Origin of the sequence: Lactobacillus kimbladii (genome assembly GCF_000970755.1) — a bacterium.
GTDB lineage: Bacteria > Bacillota > Bacilli > Lactobacillales > Lactobacillaceae > Lactobacillus > Lactobacillus kimbladii.
Window position 1 is genome coordinate 76,733 of record NZ_KQ034006.1, and the last position, 25,815, is coordinate 102,547.

General features: G+C 37.7%; 24 protein-coding genes. 14 read left to right on the forward strand and 10 right to left on the reverse strand.

Annotated elements, in window-relative coordinates; translation table 11 throughout:
- The first annotated feature begins 112 nt into the window (after positions 1-112).
- From JF75_RS00360 to JF75_RS00385, 7 genes are all read left to right on the forward strand, one after another.
- The gene (locus JF75_RS00360; RefSeq protein WP_046331375.1) at positions 113-1,009 is read left to right on the forward strand and encodes an ABC transporter ATP-binding protein; all 897 of its coding nucleotides are present in this window, start codon (positions 113-115) and stop codon (positions 1,007-1,009) included.
- Positions 1,002-2,225 carry an ABC transporter permease gene (locus tag JF75_RS00365; protein WP_046331376.1) on the forward strand — a complete coding sequence of 408 codons (1,224 nt, stop codon included), beginning with the start codon at positions 1,002-1,004 and terminating at the stop codon, positions 2,223-2,225. The genes JF75_RS00360 and JF75_RS00365 overlap by 8 nt, the downstream gene beginning before the upstream one ends.
- A gap of 199 nt (positions 2,226-2,424) precedes the next feature.
- Positions 2,425-2,586 (forward strand): hypothetical protein, encoded by a 162-nt coding sequence (locus JF75_RS10555; RefSeq protein WP_167334198.1) that lies wholly within the window; start codon positions 2,425-2,427, stop codon positions 2,584-2,586.
- Positions 2,583-3,476, forward strand: coding sequence for an EamA family transporter (locus JF75_RS00370; RefSeq protein ID WP_046331377.1), 894 nt, complete (start codon positions 2,583-2,585; stop codon positions 3,474-3,476). Before JF75_RS10555 ends, JF75_RS00370 begins: the two co-directional genes overlap by 4 nt.
- A 133-nt stretch (positions 3,477-3,609) precedes the next feature.
- Complete coding sequence (locus JF75_RS00375; RefSeq protein ID WP_046331378.1) at positions 3,610-4,554, forward strand: ABC transporter ATP-binding protein; 945 nt, start codon at positions 3,610-3,612, stop codon at positions 4,552-4,554.
- Entirely contained in the window at positions 4,554-5,324 is a 771-nt protein-coding gene (locus JF75_RS00380; protein ID WP_046331379.1) for an ABC transporter permease, read from the forward strand. Before JF75_RS00375 ends, JF75_RS00380 begins: the two co-directional genes overlap by 1 nt.
- Positions 5,324-6,103: an ABC-2 family transporter protein gene (locus tag JF75_RS00385; protein ID WP_046331380.1), complete on the forward strand. Its 780-nt coding sequence runs from the start codon at positions 5,324-5,326 to the stop codon at positions 6,101-6,103. Before JF75_RS00380 ends, JF75_RS00385 begins: the two co-directional genes overlap by 1 nt.
- A gap of 183 nt (positions 6,104-6,286) precedes the next feature.
- Here JF75_RS00385 and JF75_RS00390 read toward each other — a convergent pair whose 3' ends face one another.
- Positions 6,287-7,165 carry a LysR family transcriptional regulator gene (locus JF75_RS00390; RefSeq protein WP_046331381.1) on the reverse strand — a complete coding sequence of 293 codons (879 nt, stop codon included), beginning with the start codon at positions 7,163-7,165 and terminating at the stop codon, positions 6,287-6,289.
- A gap of 294 nt (positions 7,166-7,459) precedes the next feature.
- On the opposite strand from JF75_RS00390, the gene JF75_RS00395 reads away from it, so the two are divergent.
- Positions 7,460-7,813 carry a MerR family transcriptional regulator gene (locus JF75_RS00395; RefSeq protein ID WP_038520624.1) on the forward strand — a complete coding sequence of 118 codons (354 nt, stop codon included), beginning with the start codon at positions 7,460-7,462 and terminating at the stop codon, positions 7,811-7,813.
- 5 nt (positions 7,814-7,818) lie between these two features.
- On the opposite strand, the gene JF75_RS00400 is transcribed toward JF75_RS00395, so the two are convergent.
- Together JF75_RS00400 and JF75_RS00405 are read right to left on the reverse strand one after the other, a co-directional pair.
- Positions 7,819-8,685, reverse strand: coding sequence for an alpha/beta hydrolase (locus JF75_RS00400; protein WP_071196434.1), 867 nt, complete (start codon positions 8,683-8,685; stop codon positions 7,819-7,821).
- Positions 8,686-8,718: 33 nt separating this feature from the next.
- Positions 8,719-10,464: a 1-deoxy-D-xylulose-5-phosphate synthase gene (locus JF75_RS00405; RefSeq protein ID WP_046331382.1), complete on the reverse strand. Its 1,746-nt coding sequence runs from the start codon at positions 10,462-10,464 to the stop codon at positions 8,719-8,721.
- A 394-nt stretch (positions 10,465-10,858) separates the two neighbouring features.
- Between JF75_RS00405 and JF75_RS00410 the strand changes: the two genes are divergently transcribed.
- Positions 10,859-11,722, forward strand: a complete 864-nt coding sequence (locus tag JF75_RS00410; protein ID WP_046331383.1) for an NAD(P)-dependent oxidoreductase — start codon at positions 10,859-10,861, stop codon at positions 11,720-11,722.
- Positions 11,723-11,798: 76 nt separating this feature from the next.
- Here the strand turns inward: JF75_RS00410 and JF75_RS00415 are convergent, their stop codons facing one another.
- From JF75_RS00415 to nrdJ, 5 genes are all read right to left on the reverse strand, one after another.
- The gene (locus tag JF75_RS00415; RefSeq protein ID WP_046331384.1) at positions 11,799-12,341 is read right to left on the reverse strand and encodes a cob(I)yrinic acid a,c-diamide adenosyltransferase; all 543 of its coding nucleotides are present in this window, start codon (positions 12,339-12,341) and stop codon (positions 11,799-11,801) included.
- Positions 12,338-12,856 carry an ECF transporter S component gene (locus JF75_RS00420; protein ID WP_046331385.1) on the reverse strand — a complete coding sequence of 173 codons (519 nt, stop codon included), beginning with the start codon at positions 12,854-12,856 and terminating at the stop codon, positions 12,338-12,340. Before JF75_RS00420 ends, JF75_RS00415 begins: the two co-directional genes overlap by 4 nt.
- Positions 12,857-12,864: 8 nt before the next feature.
- Positions 12,865-13,257 (reverse strand): DUF4430 domain-containing protein, encoded by a 393-nt coding sequence (locus tag JF75_RS00425; protein WP_046331386.1) that lies wholly within the window; start codon positions 13,255-13,257, stop codon positions 12,865-12,867.
- Between the two features lie 75 nt (positions 13,258-13,332).
- On the reverse strand, positions 13,333-13,719 hold the full coding sequence (locus tag JF75_RS00430) for a DUF4430 domain-containing protein (RefSeq protein WP_046331387.1): 387 nt from the start codon (positions 13,717-13,719) through the stop codon (positions 13,333-13,335).
- 23 nt (positions 13,720-13,742) lie between these two features.
- Entirely contained in the window at positions 13,743-15,977 is a 2,235-nt protein-coding gene (gene nrdJ, locus JF75_RS00435; RefSeq protein ID WP_046331388.1) for a ribonucleoside-triphosphate reductase, adenosylcobalamin-dependent, read from the reverse strand.
- A gap of 638 nt (positions 15,978-16,615) precedes the next feature.
- On the opposite strand from nrdJ, the gene JF75_RS00445 reads away from it, so the two are divergent.
- The 3 genes from JF75_RS00445 (at position 16,616) to proC (ending at position 19,035) form a co-directional block, all read left to right on the forward strand.
- Complete coding sequence (locus JF75_RS00445; protein WP_046331390.1) at positions 16,616-17,326, forward strand: YjjG family noncanonical pyrimidine nucleotidase; 711 nt, start codon at positions 16,616-16,618, stop codon at positions 17,324-17,326.
- Between the two features lie 64 nt (positions 17,327-17,390).
- Positions 17,391-18,254: an aldo/keto reductase gene (locus JF75_RS00450; RefSeq protein WP_046331391.1), complete on the forward strand. Its 864-nt coding sequence runs from the start codon at positions 17,391-17,393 to the stop codon at positions 18,252-18,254.
- 13 nt (positions 18,255-18,267) lie between these two features.
- Positions 18,268-19,035, forward strand: a complete 768-nt coding sequence (gene proC, locus JF75_RS00455; protein WP_046331392.1) for a pyrroline-5-carboxylate reductase — start codon at positions 18,268-18,270, stop codon at positions 19,033-19,035.
- A gap of 90 nt (positions 19,036-19,125) precedes the next feature.
- On the opposite strand, the gene JF75_RS00460 is transcribed toward proC, so the two are convergent.
- Positions 19,126-20,136, reverse strand: coding sequence for a D-2-hydroxyacid dehydrogenase (locus JF75_RS00460; protein WP_046331393.1), 1,011 nt, complete (start codon positions 20,134-20,136; stop codon positions 19,126-19,128).
- A gap of 326 nt (positions 20,137-20,462) precedes the next feature.
- Here JF75_RS00460 and JF75_RS00465 point away from each other — a divergent pair, with 326 nt between their 5' ends.
- Both JF75_RS00465 and JF75_RS00470 read left to right on the forward strand, forming a co-directional pair.
- Positions 20,463-21,290 (forward strand): exodeoxyribonuclease III, encoded by an 828-nt coding sequence (locus JF75_RS00465; protein WP_046331394.1) that lies wholly within the window; start codon positions 20,463-20,465, stop codon positions 21,288-21,290.
- A 73-nt stretch (positions 21,291-21,363) separates the two neighbouring features.
- Positions 21,364-24,204, forward strand: a complete 2,841-nt coding sequence (locus JF75_RS00470; protein ID WP_046331395.1) for a DEAD/DEAH box helicase — start codon at positions 21,364-21,366, stop codon at positions 24,202-24,204.
- A gap of 180 nt (positions 24,205-24,384) precedes the next feature.
- Here the strand turns inward: JF75_RS00470 and JF75_RS00475 are convergent, their stop codons facing one another.
- The gene (locus JF75_RS00475) at positions 24,385-25,398 is read right to left on the reverse strand and encodes a serine hydrolase domain-containing protein (protein WP_084605655.1); all 1,014 of its coding nucleotides are present in this window, start codon (positions 25,396-25,398) and stop codon (positions 24,385-24,387) included.
- Positions 25,399-25,815: the final 417 nt, after the last annotated feature.

The following is a 25,815-nucleotide window of genomic DNA, read 5'->3' on the forward strand; positions in this document are numbered from 1 at the left end:
AAGTAGTAGTGTAAATATTATTGCCTTAAGTCTGCTTAAAAAAAGTATTGCGCTTATATTAGTGCATATAGTAAAATCTGCTTATATTGTTATTAGAATAAAGGAGGGAGCTATGCTAAAAGTAGAGCATTTAAGTAAGCGCTTTGGTGATTTTCGGGCTCTTAAAGACGTTAACTTTACCATTCAGCCTGGTGAAATCATGGGTTTGATTGGTCAAAATGGTGCAGGGAAAACCACCACTTTTCACAGTATTTTAAATTTTCTTCATTACGACGGAAAAATTTCCTGGGAAGATCAGCCCATTACTGAAAAAACTTTTGATACTATCGGCTACTTACCAGAAGAACGTAGTTTACTGCCCAAAATGACTATTGAGCAGCAAATTGTTTATTTGGCGCAACTAAAAAGCCGCCCTGCAAAAGAGATAAAACCGCAAATTGATGACTGGCTGAAACGCTTTGATGTGCAGGGTAAGAAAAGTGACAAAATAAAAACACTTTCGAAGGGTAATCAGCAGAAAGTGCAGTTAATTTGTACTTTAATTCATCAGCCCCAGTTAATTATTTTGGATGAGCCCTTTAGTGGTTTGGATCCGGTAAATGCAGATTTGCTTAAAAACGCAGTTTTAGATGCTAAAAAGAATAATGCAGCAATTATCTTTTCCAGTCACGATATGTCAAATGTCGAAGAAATTTGCGATAGTTTAATCATGTTGAAAAAGGGACAAGTTGTTTTAAGTGGTACAGTTGACGCTGTTCGTGACTCATTTGGTAAAACAGAAATTTACTGCAAAACTACTAAGTCGCTTGCAGAATTGCTGCAGCTCCCTCACGTTAAAAAAGTAGAAAAGAAAGCGCATGGCCAATATCTTTTGCGAATTGACAATGAAAATAGTGGTTCGGAAGTCTTTGACGCATTGACAAATGGCGAATATGTTGAAGAGTTCCGGCAACAACCACCAACGCTTGACGAAATATTTAGAATGGAAGCTGGTGAACAACATGAATAAACTATGGACCGTAACGCTACAAACTTATTGTCATCAAGTTAAGTCTTGGTCTTTTCTGCTTTTGATTTTGGGACCGTTTTTCATAATTGGCTGTAGTGCCTTAGGAGGAGCTATCGGTGCTAGTTCTGATTCAGACAGTCAGATTGCAGTTATCAGTTCCAATGAGCAAGTTCGCCAAAACTTTATTAAAAATAATGATAAATATGTTGATGCTAAAATTAAAACCGCTGAATCTGCTAAAAAGGCTGTCAAAAAAGAAAAGATTGATGGCTACTTGGTATTTGAAACGCAAAAAAAGCAGGTTAAGGCCATTTATCATGGAATATCATCTATTGATGATGAACTAAAGCCCAAAGTAAAAAGCTATTTACAAGTCTTGCAGAGTCAACTGAATTTGCAAAAGGCGCAATTAGCACCACATCAGCTTAAAGCCTTACAGCAGCAGCCAAAATATCGCGAAGTACTCCAGAAAAATCATCAGGGAGATAAATTGGTTAAAATGGTGTCTTTAATTATTGTGATTATGGTCGTTTACATGGTTTTGATGTCCTACAGTAGTATTACAGCTCAAGAAATAGCCTCTGAAAAGGGCACGAAGATTATGGAAATCATTTTTTCCAGTACAACTGCTGCGAAATATTTTTTAGGCAAAATTTTGGGTATTTTCGGCGTAATTTTTACTCAGCTCATCATTTATATTGTTGGCGGCTGGGCAACTTACCGTTGGGCATTGCATGCAAAAATTACGGCTTCTTTTATGCATAACAATCAAGTAGTAATAAATAAAATTTTGGGCAATTTGTTAAATGTCAATCTCATTTTTCTGATTCTTGGTGTAATTATTTATACGATATTAGCAGCCTTTTCAGGAGCTTTAGTAGCTAAGCCGGAAGATTCTTCAAAAGCTGCTCAAGGTACTACAATGCTTTCCCTGATTGCATTTTTCCTGTCGTTTGCGCTTATTACTAACCCAGAACAAATTCTGCCGCAAGTATTATCCTATGTACCATTCTTTTCCTCATTCATGATGCCGATTCGTATAATTAATGGCCACGTTGGTAATATGGAAGTTATTTTGTCGTTGGTAATTTTAATAGTAAGTATTGTTGCTTTAACAGTATACATTAGTAAAATTTATCAAGGCGTAATTTTACAAACAGAAGATACCAGTTTTTGGAAGAGACTAAAACGAGGACTGGCATATAGTAAAGCGTAAATAATATAAAAAGACTGGGGTGAAAAAATCCTAGTCTTTTTTAGCATATTGCTTTTAATGTTTAAACAAAATGTAGCTGGCATTTATAAACCTTAATTAGGATTCACAGCTACTTTTTTGAATGTTAAACTTGATGTATAATAAAGTACTATTCAAACCAAATACTGTATTTTTATGATTAGTCTTAAGTGGATTTCATTTGAATACATTTAAGCTTTGTATGTCCAATGGCTGGATTTTAGTAACTGAACAACTCATAGTTACTGATAATAAATATTTCTCTGACTTTTTAATTGTGGCTGCAAAGACCAAAATATTAGTAATAGTTTTAGACTATGTTTTTCATATGGAGGAAGCATGATTATCAGTAATATTTGGTTGATTATTTTTGCCACCATTTCATCATTTTCCAGGGGAATAATATCAGTTATTGACCGTTATCAAATGGGGTATCGGAAGCAAAGCTCAATTGATGTGAACTTTTTAAATAATATTTGCAGCTCGGTTTTAGTGACTTTCTTTCTAATTTACGTCCTGCACAGTTTTCCTAGTCCCAGAATAACCAACAACTATCTTATTAAAGTCCTTTTATATGCTTTTTTGGCTCAGGTCGTCGCTTATGGCTACAGTTATGTGTTCAAAAAAGTTTCAATTATGCAGTCTGTGCTTTTGAGCAAGGTAACCGATCTTTTTATTCCTTGGGCCATTTTGCTGACTATGGGCTACTTTAGCAAATCTTCATATCTGGTTTCGATTATTTCCACGGTGATCGTGGTTATTTATATTGTTTTCGAACAGCGCCACAATAATTTAAATTTGAAAAACCTGTTGACTACTTTTGCCGTAATTGCGCCCTTATTGATTATTCAAGCAGCACTTTCACCGTTATTAACTAAAGGCCTTATCAAACCGATTGATCTGGTCTTTTTTACTATCATGACAATTTATGTGCGCTGCTTAATTACCTTAATTACTTTTATTTATAAAAACAAAACTCTTAAAATCAGCGCTGAAAATCTCAAAGGTAAGGTTTATCTAATTTATGGTTCCCGGGCGGTTTTGACTCTTTTAGCGCAAGTAACTTATACTTTGGCAACGTCTTCACCAAACTCAAGCATTGCCTGGATCTTTTTAAATATGACCTCTTTATACAGCGTCATCTTTGGCGATATTTTCCTTAAAGAAAAGATGAAGTTCGCAGATATCTTGGTAATTGTGGCCATTTTTATCTTGGCTTTATTTTCAAAGTAACTGCAGGAGTTTGGAAAAATAAGAATTAAGCGCTATAATGGCGCTATGATTTGGAAACGCCGGTTCAAGGTAAATGTTGGTTTTTATTTGGGGATGAAACCTGCACTCTGAATTAAGTATTGGGGAATAATTAATGATAATTGAAACCAAGAACCTGGCGAAACGGTATCGTAAGGTGAAAGCAGCTAAGCTGTTTCACAAAGAATATCGCATTTTTGACGCAGTAAAAAATGTTTCTCTAGAGATTCATCAAGGAGATCATGTTGGCTTAGTGGGGTTAAATGGTTCCGGCAAGTCAACTTTGATCAAAATGTTTTTAGGTATTTTGCAGCCTGATGGCGGCAGTATCAAGACTTTTGGTAGAGATCCGCTTAATAACAGACAAAAAAATGCGGCTAAAATAGGAGTAGTATTCGGGCAAAGAAGCCAATTACGCTGGGACTTGCCCGCAATAGACACCTTCAAACTCAACCGTGAAATATATCAAGTACCGGAGGATATTTTTACCAAACGGGTAACAAAGTTAGCGCGGATGCTGCAGGCTAGCGAGTTTTTAACGCAACCGGTGCGCACCCTTAGTTTGGGTCAAAGGATGAAAGCTGAATTTATTGCAGCTCTTATTCACGATCCTGAACTGCTTATTTTAGATGAACCCACAATTGGACTTGACGTTCTGACTAAAAATAGCATCACGCAATTTTTACAACAATTAACTGATAAAACGATCATTTTCACTTCGCACGATCTCGATGAAGTAGCCAAAGTATGCTCACGCATTTTAATTTTGAATAAAGGTCAGTTGGTATTAGATCAAAGTAGTCTACAACTAGCAGAATTAGATGTGCCCACAACGGTCACGTTTACCAGTGCAGATAAATTAAGTGCTGATTTAATTAAGCAATGGCCCAACATGATGCAGCTTAAAAACGGTTCATACCAGATTGCAGGCATTAAGCAAGAAAATCTGAAAGAAGTGTTAAGTACAATTACTGCCCGCATCCCAGTTGCCAATATTGAAGTTAAGAGCAATAAATTGGCATATTTATTGGCGCACCTCACTCGACAGGGGGTGCAATAATGAGATATAGAATGATGCTCATTAAAATAGGCATAAAAAAAGGACTAGCTTCAAAATATGCTTTGATTTTCTGGCTGTTTTCATCTTTAATTTCGCTTACCGTACAGTATTTTTTGTGGCAAGCTGTTCTAACTGGCAAGCCAAACGGTGAATTTAAACAAACAATTAGTTATTTGGTATTAATGCAGCTTTTGACCGTGCTTTTTCCTAAAACCAGCTACGATGTGAATGATAAAGTTCGTTCTGGTGATATTGCACTTGACCTGTTAAAACCAGTAGCATTTGCAACGCAGCTACTGTGGGAAAGCATTGGCTATTCAGTTGTCAAATTTGCAGTGATTGGTACAGTGGATTTATTAGTTTGTTTATGGATTCTGAATTTTCAAATTGCAGTGAGCACAATTTTAATGGTCTTAGTAACAATCACTTTGGCGTATTTATTGTATTTTGAACTGGAACTGCTTTTAGGGACATTTTCTTTTTACACTTATAGTATTTGGGGCATCTCCACTTTTAAAGAAGCAATACTATTGGTATTAGCTGGCAATATTTTTCCGGCCAATTTTTATCCGGCAGTGATCAAAAAGTTGGCCGCTTATTTGCCGTTTCAATATTCATTTGGTGCAGTAGGAATGCTGGCGCAAAAGCCATCGTGGAGTTTATTTATTCAAGTAGTTTTGATCCAGCTTGTCTACATTATTTTTTTCAACGTACTTTTTAAATTCTTGTTTAAGCGCTCCGTTGTTTCAACTGTGATTCAAGGAGGGTAATAATGAGATATTTAAAATTGTTAGCCACTTATTTAAAAGTAAATTTAAAATCACTTGCTGTTTATGACCTGGACTTTTATTTTGCGCTAGCAGGGATGATCATTCAAAACTTGCTTAATATCCTCGCTTTAAGATTTATTTTTAATATTGTGCCTCGCATTAAGGGTTATAGTTTTGCACAGTTGCTTTTAACTTGTGCCTTGGCAACTCTAGCTTTTGCTATTTTTCGTTGCTTTTTTATCAATGCGCTCAATATTTCAGACTATATTCATGACGGGCGTTTAGATACAATCTTAATTAAACCCGTCAATCCTTTATTTCAGCTTGTTAATGAACGAGTCGATGAAGATGCGTGGGGCGATTTAATTGTTGCGCTGTTGCTGTTGATAATTGTGGATATGCAGTTGCATAATCCATGGTATATCACGGTCATGTTTATTTTTATTTCACTTTTTACTTCGCTCATCTTCTTAGGACTAGCTGTATTAGGTAATATCGTTGCACTACTTTCTAGTGGTTTAGCCAACTTGGCAGAAACAACATTTGACTTTTTTGACATGAGTAAATACCCGTTAGCGATCTATTCGTCGGCTTTAAGGCTAATTATGACCTTTATCTTGCCAATCGGCTGGGTTGCTTCAATTCCACAAGAAAAAATTGCAGTCGAACATGAGTGGATATGGCTGTTGCTAATTCCTGGCGCATGTGTATTCTTTTTTATCGTAATTTATCAGTTATGGCGGGTATTTTTACAAAAATACCAAAGTACCGGCAGTTAACACTAAAAGAGTCTGGGAAAAAACTCTAACTTAACTAAAAAGGCTGACAAATCACGTCAATAAAACGTTGATTTGTCAGTCTTTTTAAATTGTGAAATTTTTTAATTTAACTTCAAAGAGCACTTTTTTCCCACACACTTTTAAGTCTCTTAAACTCTTTTTCTTTTATTGCATTAAATCCTATTACTCAAAAATTGATTCCCGCAATAATTTTAAAAATAATTCTGCGACTGGTGATAAATTAACACCGTGTTTCCAAACCACCCTGATAGCTTGCTGCAACTCTGGCTGTAATTTTCTAAACGTAATGCCCGAATCTTTAGACGTATCAGCTAATTTATCTAAAGTAAGCATTAATGCGGCATGATTCTTAACCATCAAAGTACCGTTAAAATTTAAATTATAACTGCCAATAAAATTGACTGAATCATAATAATTTCCTAGCCAGTTTTGAAAAAGGTGCATTTTTTGCGCTTGCTGTGAATTTAATAAAGAACGTCCTTGTAAATCTACTGGTTTGATCACTGCTTTTTGCGCTAAAGGATCATTAGCGGGCATTAAAATCCCCCAAGTATCTCTTTCGGGTAAGGTTAAAGAGGCGTAATTAGCTAAAGGAACGTTTCCGATAATGACTGCAAAGTCAACCGTCCCGTTATCTAGCTTGCGTTCGGCATAACTGTAGTCTCCACTTAATAGGTGAATTTTAACAGAAGGGTGCTCTTTAATAATTGCGCTGACCACATTCATGACCCGCTGCATCCCGAGGCTTTCTCCCGCAGCGATGGTCAAGTCGCCACTAATAAAAGAAGCTTTTGTTAGATTTCTTTTGGTTTTAGCAGATAAGTCTAAAATTTCCTGTGCCTGTTCAAGTAAATAATGACCTGCTGGAGTTAAAGCTAAATGCCGCGACTTACGGCTAAACAATTTAACGCCAAGTTCAGCTTCCAGTTCAGCAATTTGTCTTGATAAAGCTGGCTGGGAGATAAGCAGCTTTCTGGCAGCACGGGTCATATTGCCTTCTTGGGCCACGGCTACAAAGTAATTTAAAACTCTTAGTTCCATATTATCTTCTCCTTGCTAAATTGTTTTTGCCTCTAAAAAGTCCCTTTAATGCAAACAAGTTATACTAGATCATGTTTAAAAAGTATTTTACATAAAAAAGTAGTATGACTAAAATTTTAACTAATCGGTAAAATTGAAATATAAAAAGCGCCTATAACTATTAACTATAGGTTACTTTTCAATCAATATTAGGTAAAACAAGCAAGAACAATCGCTGTGTTTAACTCAATATATTTTTTTAGCTAATGCTTAAACTTAGATTTAAGTTTAGGTCTATCAGAAAGAGGAACAATAATGAAAATATCGGAAGTGGCTGAAAAAGTAGATTTGACTCCTGTAACTCTCAGATACTATGAAAAGATGGGCTTAATACCTGCGATAAAGAAGGAACATGGTGTCAGAAACTACGAAGAAAAAGATCTTAATTGGATTAGTTTTATTAAGTGCATGCGTCAAGTGAAAATTCCGGTAAATGATTTGCTGGAATATACTCAATTGATGCAGCAGGGCAGTGATACTAAGAAACCCAGACGGCAAATTTTAGTCAAAGAATTGCATAGGCTAGAAAAGCAAGACCAAAATATTCAAGTTACCATTGCGCGGTTAAAAAACAAAATAAGCTTATACGATCAAGGTAAAATACAGTAAGCTAATTACCAGAGAAAGTTAACTAGCAAACGGTCAACTTGTGTGTTTTCATGTAATTTACTATGTTGGGCGCGAGGACCTCTGATTTCTTTTTCCTGATATGAACGGGCGCGTTTACTGACTAAGTAACGGTAAGAACGGGCAGAGTTAACGGTGACATCACCATCACTGCCAGACCCCGTGTCACCGTAAATATTTAAAACTGCAGCTTTTTGAGGAAATTTTTTTCTCAAACTTAGAAGTCCGCGGTAGCCTGCACTCATTTTTTGCGGTTTGCCAGCGCGATTTAAGACAGTTTTATTTGGTGCCCCTTGTTCTCCAACATAGCCATTATAATGACCAGCAATCGAAACCTGTTTATTTAGTTGGGGCATGTGCGCATTAGTGGCGTTGTTACGTAAGTAATAGGCAATCTGTAAATTACCCATAGAGTGACCTACTAAATTAATGCGGTTAAAACGGTATCTTTTTTGCAGTACAGTGATTACATCTTTGATATAATTGCTGCTTTTGTTCATGGCAGAAGTTTGATTATTTATTCCGGCAAAAATGCTTTTATTATTTTGGAGGTTAACTTCAACTATCGGGTTCTTGGCCCGTTTTTTAATTGTCCCTAGTAAAGTGACTTTACCGGCAGGATTAACATCAGCGCGTATGACAGAATTAGTAGCATGACTTTTTTGAGCATAAGCCACCATACTTTCTTCGGCGTGGTAACTGCTGCCCCAGCCGTGTACAAAAAGTGTCGGCGTAGCGATGCGAATGCTGGCACCATTTTCTTTCTGGTAGTTGTTTTTGAAGATGTAAACCGCAAGTAGCAATAACACTAATAGCAATGTGCCTGCTATGATAGTTTTATGTTTTTTAGTCATTATTAATCAACTCCTTGCAGCCATAGTTTGCAATTATAAAAGCTGCTGTACATCCGCCACAATTTGAGCAGTAGTTAAATGATTTTGCTGGTAAATTTCTTTAACTGGAGTTTGATCGGTATAAACGCGCTTTTGGCCGTAATTGAGTACCTTAACTTTTTCTTTGCCCAGATAAGAAGCCACTTTTTGCCCGAAGCCGCCATCTAGAGAGTTATCCTCAAGCGTAACAATTACTTGATGATTGGCTGCTAATTCGTCTAGGGCTCGTTTATCTAAAATATTGGCAGAGAGTGGATTGACTAGGGTAGCTCCTAACTTATGTGCTACATCTTTACCTAATTGATAAAAGTCACCTAATGCTAAGACAGCCACATCTTTGCCTGGTTTAACCCGATATTTAATTTCTGAGTAATCAGTTGCTACAATTTGTTTGTCAGCATCTGGCACATTGGCCGGCATTTTAATAGCAACTGGGTGTTTTCTTTGTTTAATGGCCCACTTAATCATTGCTTTTTCTTCTTCTAGTGTAGTAGGAGCAAGATAAATCCAGTTAGGTAAGTTAGAAATCATTACTTGGTCAAAGATTCCCAAGTGCGTTTTTGATTGGTTAGAAATTTGTCCGCCAGCTACTAGCATTACAACAGGCAGGTCGTTGGCAGCCGTATCGTGAGAAAGTTGGTCAAAAGCACGCTGTAAGAAAGTAGAATTTTCCATTAGAACTGGAATCCCACCTTCTTTGGCAAACCCCGTGGCAAAAGCAACAGACTCTTGTTCAGCAATGCCCACGTCCGTGTAATGATCAGGAAATTCTTTTTTGAACTCTTCTAGGTCAAAGACACCCGGAATGGCTGCATCTATCGCCATGACATTCTTTCCTGCTTTAATCTCATCTTTAATCACGTCAAGCGCCACTGAATTAGGGGTAGGTTCCTGACTTTCTGGAGCAAGTGGTTGATCATTTTGTAAATTAAAGGGTGATACCCAGTGGTGAGCCTCTTCATCAGAAACTGCGGGCTCATAGCCCTTGCCCTTCAGTGTATTAATGTGTAATAAAATGGGATGATCAACATCTTTGACTGCTTTAAAAGCAGCAATCATATCAGTCAGGTTATTGCCGTCTGCGACATAGCGGTAATCAAAGCCCATAGCTGTAAACGGATTTTCGACAGTCTGGCCGTTTGAATCACGTAATTTCTTTAGAGCTGTCACTAAGCCGCCAACATTTTCATCAATTGACCATTGATTATCATTAACTACAACTACCAAGTTATGTTTTTCAATTGCGGCATTGTTTAAGCCTTCAAAGGCCAGTCCGCCAGTCATCGAACCATCACCAATTAAAGCCATGATATTTTCATGCTTGTCCATTAAATCGCGGGCCTTAGCCATACCTGTTGCTAGCGCAATAGAAGTTGAAGTGTGACCGATTGAGTAATAATCATAAGGACTTTCGTCCGGATTAGAATATGGAGTAACGTCTTCATAGTGATCGGGATCAAGCCAGGCCTGTGCCCGTCCTGTTAACATTTTATGGGGATATGTTTGGTGCGAAACGTCCCAAATAATTTTGTCTTCGGGTGCATTAAAGACATAATGGTAGGCAATTGTGGCCTCCACAATTCCTAAGTCGGGACCTAGATGCCCTCCTTCAACTGCATCTTTTTCTAAGATTAAAGTTCTGATTTCCTGGGCTAATTTTTCCATTTCAGAGATACTTAATTTTTTAAGATCTTTGGGTCCGGCAATCTGGTTTAGTAAAAAATCTTCATGTTTGTTCATTATCAAGTGCCTCCTGCACTAATTTATTCAATCTTTATTAATAATTATAAAATACTTTCCTGTAAGAGTGAGCTAGCAATTGTGTGAATTGCTCTCACCTGTAACATAAAATTTTATAATTATCAAAATTGTAGTACTTAATGTTAAGGTTAAGTCAAATAGCAAACTAAAATTTTTTATTTAAAAATGTACTAGTTGAGCATAAGTCAGAATATTTATCTAAGTGCAAATGGGCAGTTAAAAATTTTACATTGCTGGGGATGCCGGAATATGGTGAGCAGGCAGAACTTTTTGTTAACCAAAACCTAAATAAATAAAAAACTTGCTTATTAAAGATAAGTTAGTGGTATGATTAAGTTGTCGAGAGAACGCTTTTATAAGGGAGATGTTGATGATGAAAATAGGTTTTATTGGCACTGGCGTAATGGGCAATGCAATTTGTCTTAATTTGTTAAAGGCTGATCATCAGTTATGGGTTTATAACCGGACAAAAAGCAAGACGGATAATTTAGTTGCTCAGGGTGCCACTTGGTGTGAGAATCCTAAAGCAGTTGTTGAACATGCAGACACGATTTTTACAATTGTGGGCTTTCCGAAAGATGTTGAACAAGTTTATTTTGGCGATAATGGCATTTTGCAGGCGGATGTCAAAGGCAAAAACCTGGTTGATATGACAACTTCAAAACCGGCTTTAGCCCAAAAAATATTTGTTGCAGGTGAAAAGCAGGGTGCTAAAGTACTGGATGCTCCTGTTTCTGGTGGTGACCTGGGCGCTAAAAATGGTACCTTGACCATCATGGTTGGTGGAGATGAATCTGCTTATCAAAACTTGGAACCTGTTTTTAAGGATTTCGGCAAGCAAGTTCACTTTTTTGGACCAGCTGGTGCGGGTCAGAATACCAAAATGGCAAACCAGATTATGATTGCAGGTACGATGACTGGCATGACAGAAATGCTGGTTTATGCTAAAAAGGCCGGCCTTGATCTCACAGCAGTTCTCAAAACCGTCGGTGCGGGTAGCGCTGCTAACTGGAGTCTAAGTAATTACGGTCCGAGAGTTTTAAAGGGTGACTATACCCCAGGATTTTTCAGTAAACATTTTTTGAAAGACTTACGTATTGCTTTGGAGACAGCTAAAGAAATGAAAATTGAATTGCCTGCCACTGAAGAAGCTAAAAAGTTATATGAGACTTTGGTTGATGAAAAGCATTTAGGCGACCTGGGTACACAGGGATTGATCAAACTATGGTGGCAGTAAAGTATTAATTTTGAATAAACTAAAAACGGAGTAGTTTCTTAATTGAAACTACTCCGCTTTTTTAATATGAGTAAGATTATTTGATTTTACTTTTGACCTCTGGCACACCATCTAAGACGTTGGCGTAGCGCGCTAAGATAAAAAGATAATCTGACAGGCGATTGATATATTTTAAACAAGCAGGAGCAAGTTTTTGCTCCTCAGCGTTCAACTTAGCCATTGAACGTTCTGCTCGTCTGGCCACTGTACGTGCATAATGCAGATGTGTGGCAGTAACCGAACCGCCAGGTAGAATGAAATGGGTTGTTTTAGGAATTTGTTCATTGAGGTTGTCGATTTCTTTTTCTAAATTCTCCACTTTTTCTGTCGTAATTTCTTCATGCCTTTTGACAACAATATCACTTTCAAGCTCATATAGGTCACGTTGCAGATTCTGTAAAGGATCATGCAATTTTTGACATTTGGCAGACAAGTTGGCAATTACAACTCCGAGATATGAATCAAGCTCATCAATATCACCAACGGCGACAATTTGCAAATCATATTTAGGAACCATTTTACCGGTAACCTGTTTAGTGAAACCTTGATCGCCCACCTTAGTATAGATTTTAATTGTCATAAAAGCCTCCGTTTATAATGATCAAGTGCAATGTTCAGTGGCTTGTATAAAATGGGATAAAATACTAAATCACCGACTGCATGATAAGTGTCAAAGACTAGACTGCCGGCCCAATATGCTAAAAAAGCGTTAAAACCACCAAAAATAGACATACCGAAGTCGACAAAGCAGCCATATTCCCAGCCAAGAAAAACGGCGAGAATTAATTGTAAAGTAAAGTGTTTCTTAAGCGGTGTAAATTTACCTAGCAAAGCAACGGTTAAAACGCAACCGCCGTAAGCTAAAACCTGTGATACAGTCCAGATGCCAAAGCCTAAGTAAATGTTGGAGACGACCATGGTTAAAAGAGCTAAGGCAAAGCCAAAACCAAAACCAATATTTAAAGTTACAATCATTAAGATATCAGTCACTGGTTGGACATTAGGTACAGGTATAATCTTAAAAATTCTTAGTGCCACGCACATGGCGGTTAAAATCGCTAGTAATGCTAACTTCTTGGTTGAATTACGTACCATAGCAAACTTTAGAAGCCAGTTTTTGCTAAAGTAAATTTAACCCTGTCTTTGTTTGCCAATTTTTGGATTGCTGCGCCTTTTTGGGCGAACTTACCATTAATTCTGTAGGTCCAATAGATTTTTTTACTTGGTTTTTGGCTCTTACCAGCAATAGAAGTAATAAAACCATTCGTACTCTTTACTTTCCAGCACTTTCTTAAACCGCGCATTACTGTTGAGTGCTTAGGCAATTTAACTGTCTTCTTTTTATAAGTCTTGTTGTGTACTTTCAGAGTATAAGTGACCTTGATCTTGCTGCTGGCATCAACCTGTTGGACGTTTTGGGTTGTTTCAAGACCTGCAAACGTAAAGGTAAAAATAGTGGCAATTCCGGTTAAAACAGATAATTTGCTTTTTTTCATATAAAAACTCCCAATCTATAAATTTTTTGTGCAAGCACTAAAATATTTCGTACTTAGTCGCTTGCACGGACTTTTTTATTTCATTTTTGCTAAAGTGAATTTTACTTTATCGTTACTTGCGACTTTTTGCTGGTTAGCACCTTTGGTAGCGTATTTTCCGTTAACGGTGTAAGTCCAGTATATTTTCTTTTTGGCGTTTTGCTTTTTACCATCAATTGCAGTAATGAACCCTTTATTGCTGTCTACTTTCCAGGCCTTTTTTAGACCAGTCATAACAGTAGACTTTTTAGGTACTTTAACTGTCTTTTTTTCTGTATCTTTTTTCGTAGCTAAAACATAGCTAACAGAAATATTATTATTTGCTTTAGGCTTTTGCTGGGTCTGATTGTTCTGGCAACCGGATAAAGTAAAGGCAAAAATGGTTGCAACACTAGCAATTATTGGTAGCTTGTTTTTTTTCATAATTATAATTTCGCCTACTTAAATTATTTAACAGGACATGCACCGGATTCACAGTCAGTTTGGTCAACTAACTCCAAGTCTTTTTGATCATCATTTTGCTCAGCAAAGACTTGAGCGACATCACCGGTAATCTGGGCTTTTCTTTCTTCGTATTTTTCTTTATCGATCGGCTCTTTTGGCGCTTGCTTGAGTGAGCCGCCATAGTATGGCAACAGTGAAGTTGACTTAATTACATGACGGTATTGCTTAAAGAGTGAAGTAATCTTGTCACCTTCATCGCTTTGGAAAGTAACAGTACAACTAACTGCATTATCTGACCAGTAAGTTTGCAGGAATGCTTGCGTTGCAAACTGTTCTTCAATTGAAACTGTGCCAGCTGAAGCGAAGTTTTTACTATCAGCGTGAGCAGCACGTAATGGAAATTCAACACAAGTCGTGTTTGGTGAGTATATATCTGGTTCTGAATAGTAACCGCAAGCGTCAAGTGCTTTGAGCAGCGGATCAGAAGCTTGGAATCTGATTCTTTGAATGAGGTAACCGGCATAGTGGAAGTGCATTCCCTCAGAAGCTCCAGCCAGTTTGGCAACAGTACCTGAAGGCTTAACAGTTGTGTGCTTGATTGATTCATTACAATTCAAAGTCTTACTGTATTCTTTATCAGCATCGATGACGGCTTGGTAAGCTTCAGTAACCATTTTAATTCCTTGAGGATCGTAAATTGGTTTCTTGATTTTTGCACCAGTTTCTTCATCAATACTGTCTTCAAAGCCGGTAACAACGCGGTGACCCAAATCGTTTAACAGCCAGTCTTGGATACCTGACATGGAAACACCAATTCTCCGGTTCTTATAAATGATGTTACGGGAAATTTCCCAGTCATAGTCACTGAAGGTTACCCGCTTAGCGAAACGAGTTGCTAATCTGAAAACGTCTTTCAGATCCCAATTTTCTTGTTCTGCAATATATGGAAATACTTCAAACAGGTTGCATGGTTCACCATTACCCAAGGAAATTTCTCCGCAAGGGTTAGTACCTTCAACGTCACCATCAATATCTTTTTGATAGCCGTCAATAATCCGGCCATAATTACGAGATAAGTCAAGGTTAACTATTCCGGGTTCACCGTTTTCCCTGATACCGTTTGCGATTGGTTCGTATTCATTAAAGTTAGAGTCAATAGCTACACTGTTATTTGAGGCCCAGCGGTGGTGGTAGAGTTTATCTTTATCTTGTTTCATCGTGATAAAGTCTTGGTCAGTATTCGTACCTAAAGCGAGCTCTGCTGACCTTCTGACATTGCCGGCAACAACAGTTTTACCAATCAAATTGCAGATATCAGTACAATCAACAGAGGTTAAGTTGCTGTTAACACGGTTATTAATGATGTTGTTAATATCAAAAAGCATTTCCACCAATGGCATTGGTCCAGAAGCCGTGCCGCCAAAACCGTGAATTTTAGCTCCGTAAGGACGAATTCTGCTGATATCGAGTACCAATTTAGTCTTATTTTCAGAATTGGTTTGATTAAAGTGCATATCAATTAGACGAGCGTTTGCTAAAACCCAGCCCTCGCGGGTATCAGGCAAGTTGTAATAAATATAATCTGACTTACCTTCGTTTTGCTTAGCCCATTCAGCTTTGTCAGTCGCGCCCAACTTAACTGAATCTGCGTATGAAGCACTCTTTTTGTCAATTACAATCGTTAAGTCAATTTTGTTATCGACTGCAGGAATCTTTTTAATATTGTCTTGCACAACAGAAAAGCCAACGCCGCCGCCTTTCATTAATTGGTCAAAAAGAAATGAAAAGGGCATTGAAACTGCTTTTTGCTTTTGGCCTAAATAATCGGGAACGATATGGCTGTCACCATATTTCTGTGGCCGAATAGCTATAAACCAGCAATTGTTCAAAGAGTCACCGTTGCGCTTTTGGTAGTCTGTACCAGAAACCCACAGGTTTCTTCCAGAAGGTGTTGCACCTAAACCGTAAACCAGTTTAAATAAATCCTTAGCCTCATTTGTTAGTTCATCAACTACTTCTGTTGCAGGAGAATCTTTGAGACGGGGATCCAAATTAATGTTGCCCTCGATTACGCGTTTAACCGTTTCGTCCCAATTTTCGGAACGATTTTTTTCAGGAAGCCATCTGGCATAGGTCCTTTTATAAGTAACCCAGCCAAGCTCTCCCCAATGGGGAGTGACATTTTGTTTCACTTGATCAATGTAACCCTGATCTAAGGTTATGCTCGTATTTTTCATGTTCAAAGTTACTCCTTAAAATTGATAAATTGTTCCACAGACACATCATCTATGGCTACAATTAGAACTATACCACAATATCTTGTATTTTCTAGAGCAAAGATTGCATCCAAACACGAACAAAAGTCTTAACTTGATGTCCGAGTAGGTTATTGGGACTAATAAAAAAATATATAGAATTCAAAGCAAGAAAAAAGCACAATAAGTTGAATCTAATACTTATTATGCTTGAATATATCTTTATTTTTTTAAAGTAAAACTAATGCCTGACTGCTACGAAGAAAAGTAAGATTAACCCTAGAAAAATAATTGCAGGAATGAATAAGTGAATTAAGAAAAAGAAAGCAAGAGCACAAGCTAAAAGGAAAAATAGGATTTTGACAATCCCAATTCCCATTTTGACCAAAAGCCAAATGAGAAACAAAATCACTAATAATGTAAACATGCCCAATCACCCCTTTTGCTTAAATTAAAGGATATTATATCTTATTTTGTGAAATAGCAGTAGCAATGTAAGCAAAATTTAAAAATAGTTAATTATGTCCTTTATCAGTGAAATATTGTTATAATGAATCTCCACACTATTTTTAGTGAATACGCATTATATTCTTAGGAATATTTGGAGAGGAAGAAATTGCTTGCGTTATAAACAAATAATTTTTGATGTTGATGATACTTTGATTGACTTTGCTACCACGGAAAGCTTTGCTTTGCATAGTCTCTTTAAAGCACATCATTGGCAGTTAACTGATGAGATGCAACGTGATTACCATGCATATAATCAAGGACTGTGGCGTAAGCTGGAACAAGGCAAGATCAATTATGATCAGCTGAGTAGAATGGCTTTTACCAATTTTATTAAAGAAAATTTGGGTATTGCAGTTGATGGCTTAGCAATAATGAATGAATATCGTTCTTATTTTGGTGAGTCGTACAAGTTGCTGCCGGGAGTTATGGATACTTTGCGGTATGCCCGTAAACAAAATTATTGCTTAACGGTTTTAAGCAACGGTGAGACCTTCATGCAAAGGCATCGCTTGGAATTAGCGGGGATTAAGGATTATTTTTCCTTAATTGTGACATCTGAAGAAGCTGGTTTTTCTAAGCCTGATACCCGGATTTTTGATTACTTTTTTGCTCATACTAATATTGGTCCAGCAGATACTGTCTTTTTTGGTGACGGACTGCAGTCAGACATATTAGGAGCAGAAAACTATGGTTTTGACAGTATTTGGTATAACCATCGCAGGCGCAAGAATAAGATGAATCTGCATCCGCTGTATGAAGTAACTACTTATCCGCAATTTGTAACTTTACTAAAAAGTGACTTTCAAAAACAGCCGCAATAATTGCTATTTTTTGCTGTAGAAGTATAGCTCAGTTCGGTATAATAGTGGTGAGAGGTGAAAAATTATGACTAGCAAAATTCAATCTTTAAATGACACTTATGAATTAAATAATGGCGTCAAAATCCCAGTTATCGGACTGGGAACTTGGCAAACTCCTGATGGTGAAGTTGCTCAAAAAACCGTTGAGGATGCGCTGAGTCTCGGTTATCGCTTAATTGATACTGCTGCTGCCTACGGCAATGAGGAAAGCATTGGCCGGGGCATTAAACGAAGTGGAGTTAACAGGCGTGACTTATTTGTGACGACTAAGTTGTGGAATGATCATCACGGTTACCAGAAAACTAAAGCAGCAATTGATGAAAGTTTAACTAAACTGGATTTAGATTATCTTGATTTGTACTTAATCCATTGGCCTAATCCGGCTCCGGTGCGTGATCACTGGGCTGAATTGAATGCGGAAAGCTGGCAGGCAATGGAAGAGGCAGTTCAAGCAGGAAAAATTCGCGCAATTGGCGTTTCCAACTTTAGACGTAAACACCTGGATGAGCTTCTAAAAACCGCTAAGATCCGTCCTGCTGTTAATCAAATTTATCTCAACCCTAGTGATATGGAAGAAGACGTAACGGCTTATAATAAAGAACTTGGTATTCTAAGCGAGGCATATTCGCCACTAGGTAGAGGTGGTTTGTTTGCCAATGATACGGTAGTTTCTATTGCGCAACATTATGATAAAAGTCCGGCACAAGTTTTATTACGCTGGTCATTGCAACATGGTTTTGTTCCACTACCAAAATCAGTTCATCGCGAGCGCCTTGAAGCTAATTTGCAGGTCTTTGACTTTACTATTACTGCGGCTGATATGGCAAAACTTGATGGTTTGCATGGAGCAGCCCAAGTAGCAAATGATCCAGACCAAACAGATTTTTAAAAGGTGCTTGTTGATGAAAATTGGCTTTATTGGAGCTGGTAAAATTGGCTCTGCAATTATTGAGGGTTTGTTGAATGCCCAAAATCCTAGTGAAGACATTTATGTTTTTGACGGTGGACGCCATCACACTGCGCAAAAAATGGCAGCTGAACGTCACTTAAGCTTGATTAATAATTATGAGGACTTTAATGCTTGTCAAGCAGTTATAGTAGCGGTAGGCGGATCTGCCACTGAAACAATCATCAAAAATTTAGGGCAAAAATATCACGGCATTATCCTGTCAACTGGCGGCGGTGATCTGACTCAAATTAATCAAAAGCTGCCAGCAGAAACTTCTTTTGCCAAAATAGTGCCCAATACACCGGTGCAAATTGGTGCGGGTATTACAGTTGCCAGCTTTATACCTGATGAAAAGCCGGCAGTAATTACTACTGTGAAAAACATTTTTACCCAAATGGGGGCAGTTTACGTTGTGCCTGAAAAACTACTAGGCATTTATGGTACTGTAGCTGGTTGCACGCCTGCTTACGTTGATTTAATGGTTGAAGCTCTCAGTGATGCCGCAGTACAGAATGGAGTTAACCGGGCTGAATCATACCAGATAATTAACCAGATGCTTTTAGGCACCAGTAAGTTGGCACTCGCTAGTAAAAAATTGCCCGAGGAGCTAAAAGATGAAGTTACAACACCGGGCGGTTCGACAATTAGAGGCGTAACAAAACTTGAAGAAGAAGGGTTTAGGAACGCGCTGATTCAGGCAGTAAACGCTTCTGCTAATTAAAATAATCAATTAAAAAGACACCAGATAATTTTATCTGATGTCTTTTTTGACAATAAAGTGTATTTAAGAAGGGAAAAATAAGTTTAGAGATTAAAACTCTTTGTCCAAATCAACTGGAGTATCAGCTTTTTCACCCTTAATTAGCTTCAAGTTGTTGTCAAAAGCCTTGATAACCATGTTACGCACAGCATGGGTAGTATAAAAGGCTGTGTGTGGGGTTACCAAAACATTTGGCCGTGCAATCAAGTCAGCTAAACGCTTGTCAGGAAAGTCCTTATTACTGAAGTCACTGTTGAAAATACCAACTTCATTTTCATATGTGTCCATTACGAAGCCAAAGACTTTACCTGAGTCAAGACCACGAACAACTGCATCCGTGTCAACTAGTGGTCCACGGGAAACGTTGACAATAACGACGCCATCCTTCATCTTCTTGATCGAATCATCGTTAATCATATGAACATTTTCTGGAGTATCAGGAACATGAAGTGAAATAACGTCAGACTTAGCGTAAAGTTCATCTAAGTCATCAACGTAGTAACCCTTCTTTTCTAATTCTGGGTTCTTGAAGATATCATAGGCAATAACCTTAGCGCCAAAGCCTTCCATGATTCTCATGAATACTTGACCAATATGGCCAGTACCTACAACACCAACAGTTTGGTCACGCACTTCACGGCCAATTGTAGGTGCCCAGCGCAGATCATGCTTAGCAACTTTTTCGTCCATAACCTTGTCTTGACGCAAAACTCTAGCAGCTTGGATAGCAGCGTGCTCGGCAATGGCATCTGGTGAATATACCGGAACATTAGTGATCTTAAAGCCTAATTCCTTAGCCTTTTTTAAGTCAATATTGTCAATACCGACGTTACGAATGGACCAGTTGTGAATGCCTAATTTGTCTAAGGCTTCAATAGTATCAGCCTTGTAATCCAGTTGCTGGTAAGTTACAACACCATCAGCACCTTTAGCTAATTCAGCCGTTTCAGGGGTGAGAAGTTGATCAGTGAAATCAACATCAACATCCTTGTGAGCCTCTTTCCATTCATGAACATAAGGTTCTTCATCTTTACGAATGGCGTAAGCATAAATTTTAGTCATAAAATCTAACCTCCAAAGATTATTATTGTTGTCTCTTGTGCTATTATACACTTGCTTAATCGGATTGAAAAATATAAAAATGTGAAAAAATTATTTTTTAAAAAATACTGCTATATCGGTAATCGCTTACATTTATGTTGTACAAGGGATTATAGCAAAATAAAAAAATTACAAATATTTTTTGCTAAGGTAGTGAAAAAAATAACAGCAAATTTAATGGAATTACGTGCAAGTTGGTAAAAAATAATACTGCTAAGAATCATAGAAATTTTGAGTCCCTGTGAAAAAACTATATAATGAAAGAAATGATTAATAAGGAGAAGAAAATGATCTTAATTTCGTGGAATATTGATTCACTTAATGCAGCTTTAACAGGAACTTCCTCACGTGCCGTGGCAACACGCCAGGTTTTAGAAAAAATACATGCTCAAAATGCCGATATTGTCGCAATCCAGGAAACAAAATTACGCTCAACTGGACCTACCAAAAAACACTTGGAAATATTAGCTCAAGAGTGTCCAGAATATGATATAGTATGGCGCTCATCAGAAGAACCGGCCCGTAAAGGTTATGCTGGTACTATGTTTTTGTATAAAAAAGAACTCAAGCCCAAAGTAACTTATCCCCTGATTGGGGCACCAGAACCGATGGATCATGAAGGCAGAATTATTACGTTGGAGTTTCCTGAGTATTTTGTGACCCAGGTTTATACGCCAAATTCAGGTAATGGCCTAAAGCGCTTAAGTGAACGGCAAGTATGGGATGAAAAATACACTGCCTATTTGCAAAAATTGGATCAGGAAAAGCCGGTTTTGGCTAGCGGTGATTACAACTGCGCTCACCATGAAATTGACCTGAAACACCCGGACACTAACCATCATTCAGCTGGTTTTACCGATGAAGAGCGCGCCGATTTTACTAAAATGCTTAAGGCCGGATTTACTGACACCTTTAGAAAAGTTAACGGCAACGTTGAAGGAGTCTATTCATGGTGGGCTCAAAGGGTAAAAACGGCCAAGGCTAATAACTCGGGCTGGAGAATTGACTATTGGCTAACGAGCAATAGAGTTGCTGACAAGGTCAAGCGTTCCGAGATGATGGATACAGGGGAGCGCGCCGATCACTGTCCAATTTTATTAGAAATAGATTTATAACATAGTAGAAAAAAGAAATCCATCGGGTGGGTTTCTTTTTCTTTTGTGCAAAATAACTTTGAGGTGATGTTGAATGAATGAGCCTTTGCAGGATGCTATTCTCAATGGTTTGTATGATCCCAGCTATCCGGGACATGAATTATTAGGACCAAAACTGCTGCAAAATAATGAACAGGAGAATATCTGGTTGACACTGCGCCAAGAGCTTCTTAGCTGCCACAGTTTTACTTGGGCGGTAGCGTTTGTCACTGAAGATATGCTTGTTCCCTTTAAAGTCGTCATGGCTGATTTGGCTAACAGAAATATTACGGGTACTTTAATTACAGGTGACTACTTAGGATTTAATAACCCCAAAGTTTTTCGTGAGTTACTAAAAATTCCCAACTTAAGAGTTAAAATTACCTCCCAAAATGGTTTTCATGCTAAAGGCTACCTTTTTGAACATGAAGATTGGCAAACTTTAGTTATCGGCAGTGCTAATTTTACCCGGGCAGCTTTGCTCAGCAACTGTGAGTGGGCTTTGAAAATCAGTTCAAAGAATAATGCGACATTAACTAACCAGATTGCCCAGCAGTTACATGAATTAAAAAATAACAGTATTCCCTTATCTGAAAGTTGGATAGTAGAATATGAGCAAAACTGGGTAAAACCACAATCGCAATCTCAGGTTCAGTTAAATGAAAAAGCTGAAATTGTGCCAAATAAGATGCAAGAAGAGGCTTTGCATGAATTAAAGGGACTAATTGATAATGGACAAAAACGTGGCCTGGTAGTTTCAGCTACTGGAACTGGCAAAACCTATTTAGGAGCATTTGCAGTCAAAGATTTTAAACCCCAGAAATTTCTTTATGTTGTCCACCGCGAGCAAATTGCCAAAAAAGCCTTAAAAAGTTTTCACCAAGTGATTGGTGGCAAGTCATCTGATTACGGTCTGTTAACCGGACATAAGCACCAGCTTGAACGCAAATATGTTTTTGCGACCGTGCAAACTTTAAGTCAGCCAGATGTACTTGCAAGCTTGAAGGCGACAACTTTCGATTATATCCTGATTGACGAGGCTCATCGGGCAGCCGCACCAAGTTACCAGCGCATTTTTGCCAAATTCAAGCCCCAATTTTGGCTGGGGATGACTGCCACTCCGGAAAGAATGGATGACCAGAATGTTTATCGCTTGTTTGACTATAATTTAGCTTACGAGATCCGTTTGCGTGAGGCACTAGAAGAAAAAATGCTGGCTCCCTTTCATTATGTTGGCGTTGAGGATTATGAAGTAGATGGTGCAACGATTGATGAAACTACCAATTTGCGCAGACTGCTGGCACCCGAACGGGTAGACTATGTCTTAAAGCAATTGGATTATTATGGCTATTGTGGCTCTCAAGCTAAAGGACTGGTTTTTTGCAGTCGCCAAGAAGAAGCGCGTGAATTGGCGCAGGCTTTTTCAGAACGTAAGCATCCAGCAGTTGCTTTAACTAATGAAGATAGTGAAAAAAGAAGACTGCAAGTTGTCAACCAGCTGGAACAGGGTAAAATTGATTACATTATTACCGTTGATCTCTTTAATGAAGGAATTGATATTCCGGCTTTAAATCAGATTATTATGCTCCGTAATACGCAGTCCAGCATTGTTTTTATCCAGCAGCTGGGTCGGGGCTTACGTAAATATCCTGGTAAAGATTATGTGACTGTCATTGACTTTATTGGTAACTACAAAAATAATTATCTGATTCCGATCGCTTTGAATCAGGATGACAGTCGTTCGCAGGATAAGGCCCGTCAGGAAAGTGTGCTTCCTGGTTTTATTGATGTTTCAACAATTAATTTCAGTCAAATTGCTTCTGCTCAGATTTTAGCTTCGCTGGAGCAGATTAAATTGGACAGCATTAAGGAATTGCGGCAATCTTACCAAGAATTAGCGCAAAAAATAGGGCGTCCGCCTCTACTATTTGATTTTTACCGTTACGGTTCAACTTCACCAATGGTCTTTGCCAACAATCATAGTCTTGGGCACTATGGCGAGTTCCTGGCCAAGATGGGGGAGCCTGTAAAGCTAAGTCGTTATGAAAGTGCCGTTTTGTCTTTTGTTACTAAAGAATTATTGAATGGTAAAAGGCCACATGAACTACTACTTTTGCATTTGCTTTTAGAAAAAGAGCAGGTTAGTCAGGAAGAATTTGAGAAAAAACTGCATGATTATGGTGCTTATGTTAATGAAAGAGTGCTGACATCGGTTGAAGACATACTTTCGCTCAACTTTTTTGACATCAAACAAGGCAAGACAGCGAAAAAAGAGCAATATGGCGACCAGCCGCTTGTGGTTAAAGCTGATTTACTAGATTATGCATTAGCACCTAAATTGGCACAGTCTCTTTTGCAAAATAATACTTTTAAAAAATTGTTTGTTGATGTGATTAAAACGGGTTTGGCACTTAATCAAGACTATGACAATCACAAACAATTTACCCTTTACCAGCAATATGATCGTAAAGATGTTTGTCGGTTGTTAAACTGGCCCAAAGATGTTTCCGCACCTATGTATGGCTATCGTGTGGATGAAAACGAAACGCCTATTTTTATCACTTATCAAAAAGATTCGACTAAAAAACGCAATGCTTTGTACCATAATACGCTAGAAGACGGTCGCTGCTTGCGTTGGTATACGAGATCGCCCCGTCATCTAGAATCAGATGAAGTTCAGAGGCTGCTTAATACTCCGCAGATGAAGCTATTGCTTTTTGTTAAGAAGAGCGATGCGATTGGCAAGCAATTTTACTATTTAGGACAAGTAGATATTCAAAAGGATACGGTCAAAGAAGAATTGCTGGGGCCGAAGAAAAAAGCAGCGGTAGGGATGAATTTACTGCTAGAAAAGCCATTGAGTACAAAAATGTATGAGCTACTATTTGATGAATAAGAAAAAGTCTAAGAGTTGAACTTCTTAGACTTTTTGAGTTAGCAAAGAAAGTAATATTTTTAAATATTAAAAGGATTATTACAAAACAAAGGACCAACAAATCACGTTGATAAATGCTGATTTATTAGTCCTTTTGATATGTAAGTAGGAAATCACTTTAGCTAATTTTTTGATAAAAACCTAGCGCTCTACAAAAGTATTAGGTTTGATACGTTTCAGGATTTCGTATCCTACATCTTTTTGATCATTTTCATTATCGTTAGTTTGATTTAAAAACATAACAATTCCATTTTGATTATCAGCAGTTAGCTGCACCCAGGTGCCAAAATGCTGTCCCTTAAAGCTGCCATAGGCGTTTCTAATATTATCATTATTGTATAGGTACATTCCACCTGAATAGTTAACTACTTTGCTTTTTAGGTGAGTCAAATAATAGAAATCATCTTTATTTAAAACTGTGCCGTCTGTTAAGCCCACCTGAATCTTGTAATATTCTGCTGTGGTAGTAAAAAGATTGCCAGCACCAGGAATTTGTGAAACCAAGCTTTTCTTGAGATAAGTTGCTTTTTGATAGTTCTTACTCCCATTTGAATAGTATGAAATTGGATCAGTCATTTTCTTAGGGATGTTTTGGTAAAGATAGGTATTTTTTAAATTTAACTTATCAATAATACGGGTTTGCAGGTTGTCTTCGTATGACTTGCCTGTAACTTGCCTAATGATGCCGGTAAGTAAAATATAATTACTATTATTGTAGTGATAATTACCTATTGTGTCAGACTTTGAGGCATTGATATTGTTGACTACCCAGTTAATAGCATTGTCTTCTGAATAATTATAGCCTCTATCTATTTCAGTTTTAGTCGCCATAATTCCTGAGGTATGGGTCAGCAGATTGCCTACGGTAATATTAGCGGCATTTTTGAGATTAGGGTACCAGCGGGATATCTTGGTGTTTTGAGTAAATTTGTTTTTGGTGCCCTTAGTTTCATTAATTAGTTGAACTATCATCGCACCAGTAATTACTTTTTGCAGCGAAGCTGTGGGATAAACAACTTTGCTGCTGCCATTACCAATTCTTTTACCATACCAAGCATAGCCATAACTGATTGTCTGTGGCTCCCCATTTTGTACTACTGTAACTATGCCACGGACATTGTGTTTCTTAAAAGTATTCCTGACAAAACTATACATTTCAGTCTGCTTATTGTTAGTGATAGTTGCTGCATTAACTTGACTGGTTGCAGTGACTAAAGGTGTGGTAGCAATAACTAAAGAAGCCACCATTGTAATAAATTTATGCTTCAAAATAATTTTTCTCCTTAAAATATAGTTGTATTATAAAACTTTAAAATTAATTGGGGTATACGAAAAGATTAAATTTAGATAACGTTTGTAATTCGTCTGAAAATATTTTGTATTTGTTCTGATATTGAAAAGTGCTAGAAAGATAGGACTTTTTTTGCTTTAACAGAAAAAATAATAAAAAAATACTTGCAAAAGAGAAAAATAATTGCTAGTATTAATAACTGTCGTCGGGCAATGAGCCGCAAGGCAAGAGGCCTCGGCAGGCAGGCAAAAAAATCGAGCAAAAGCAGTTGACAAAATCGC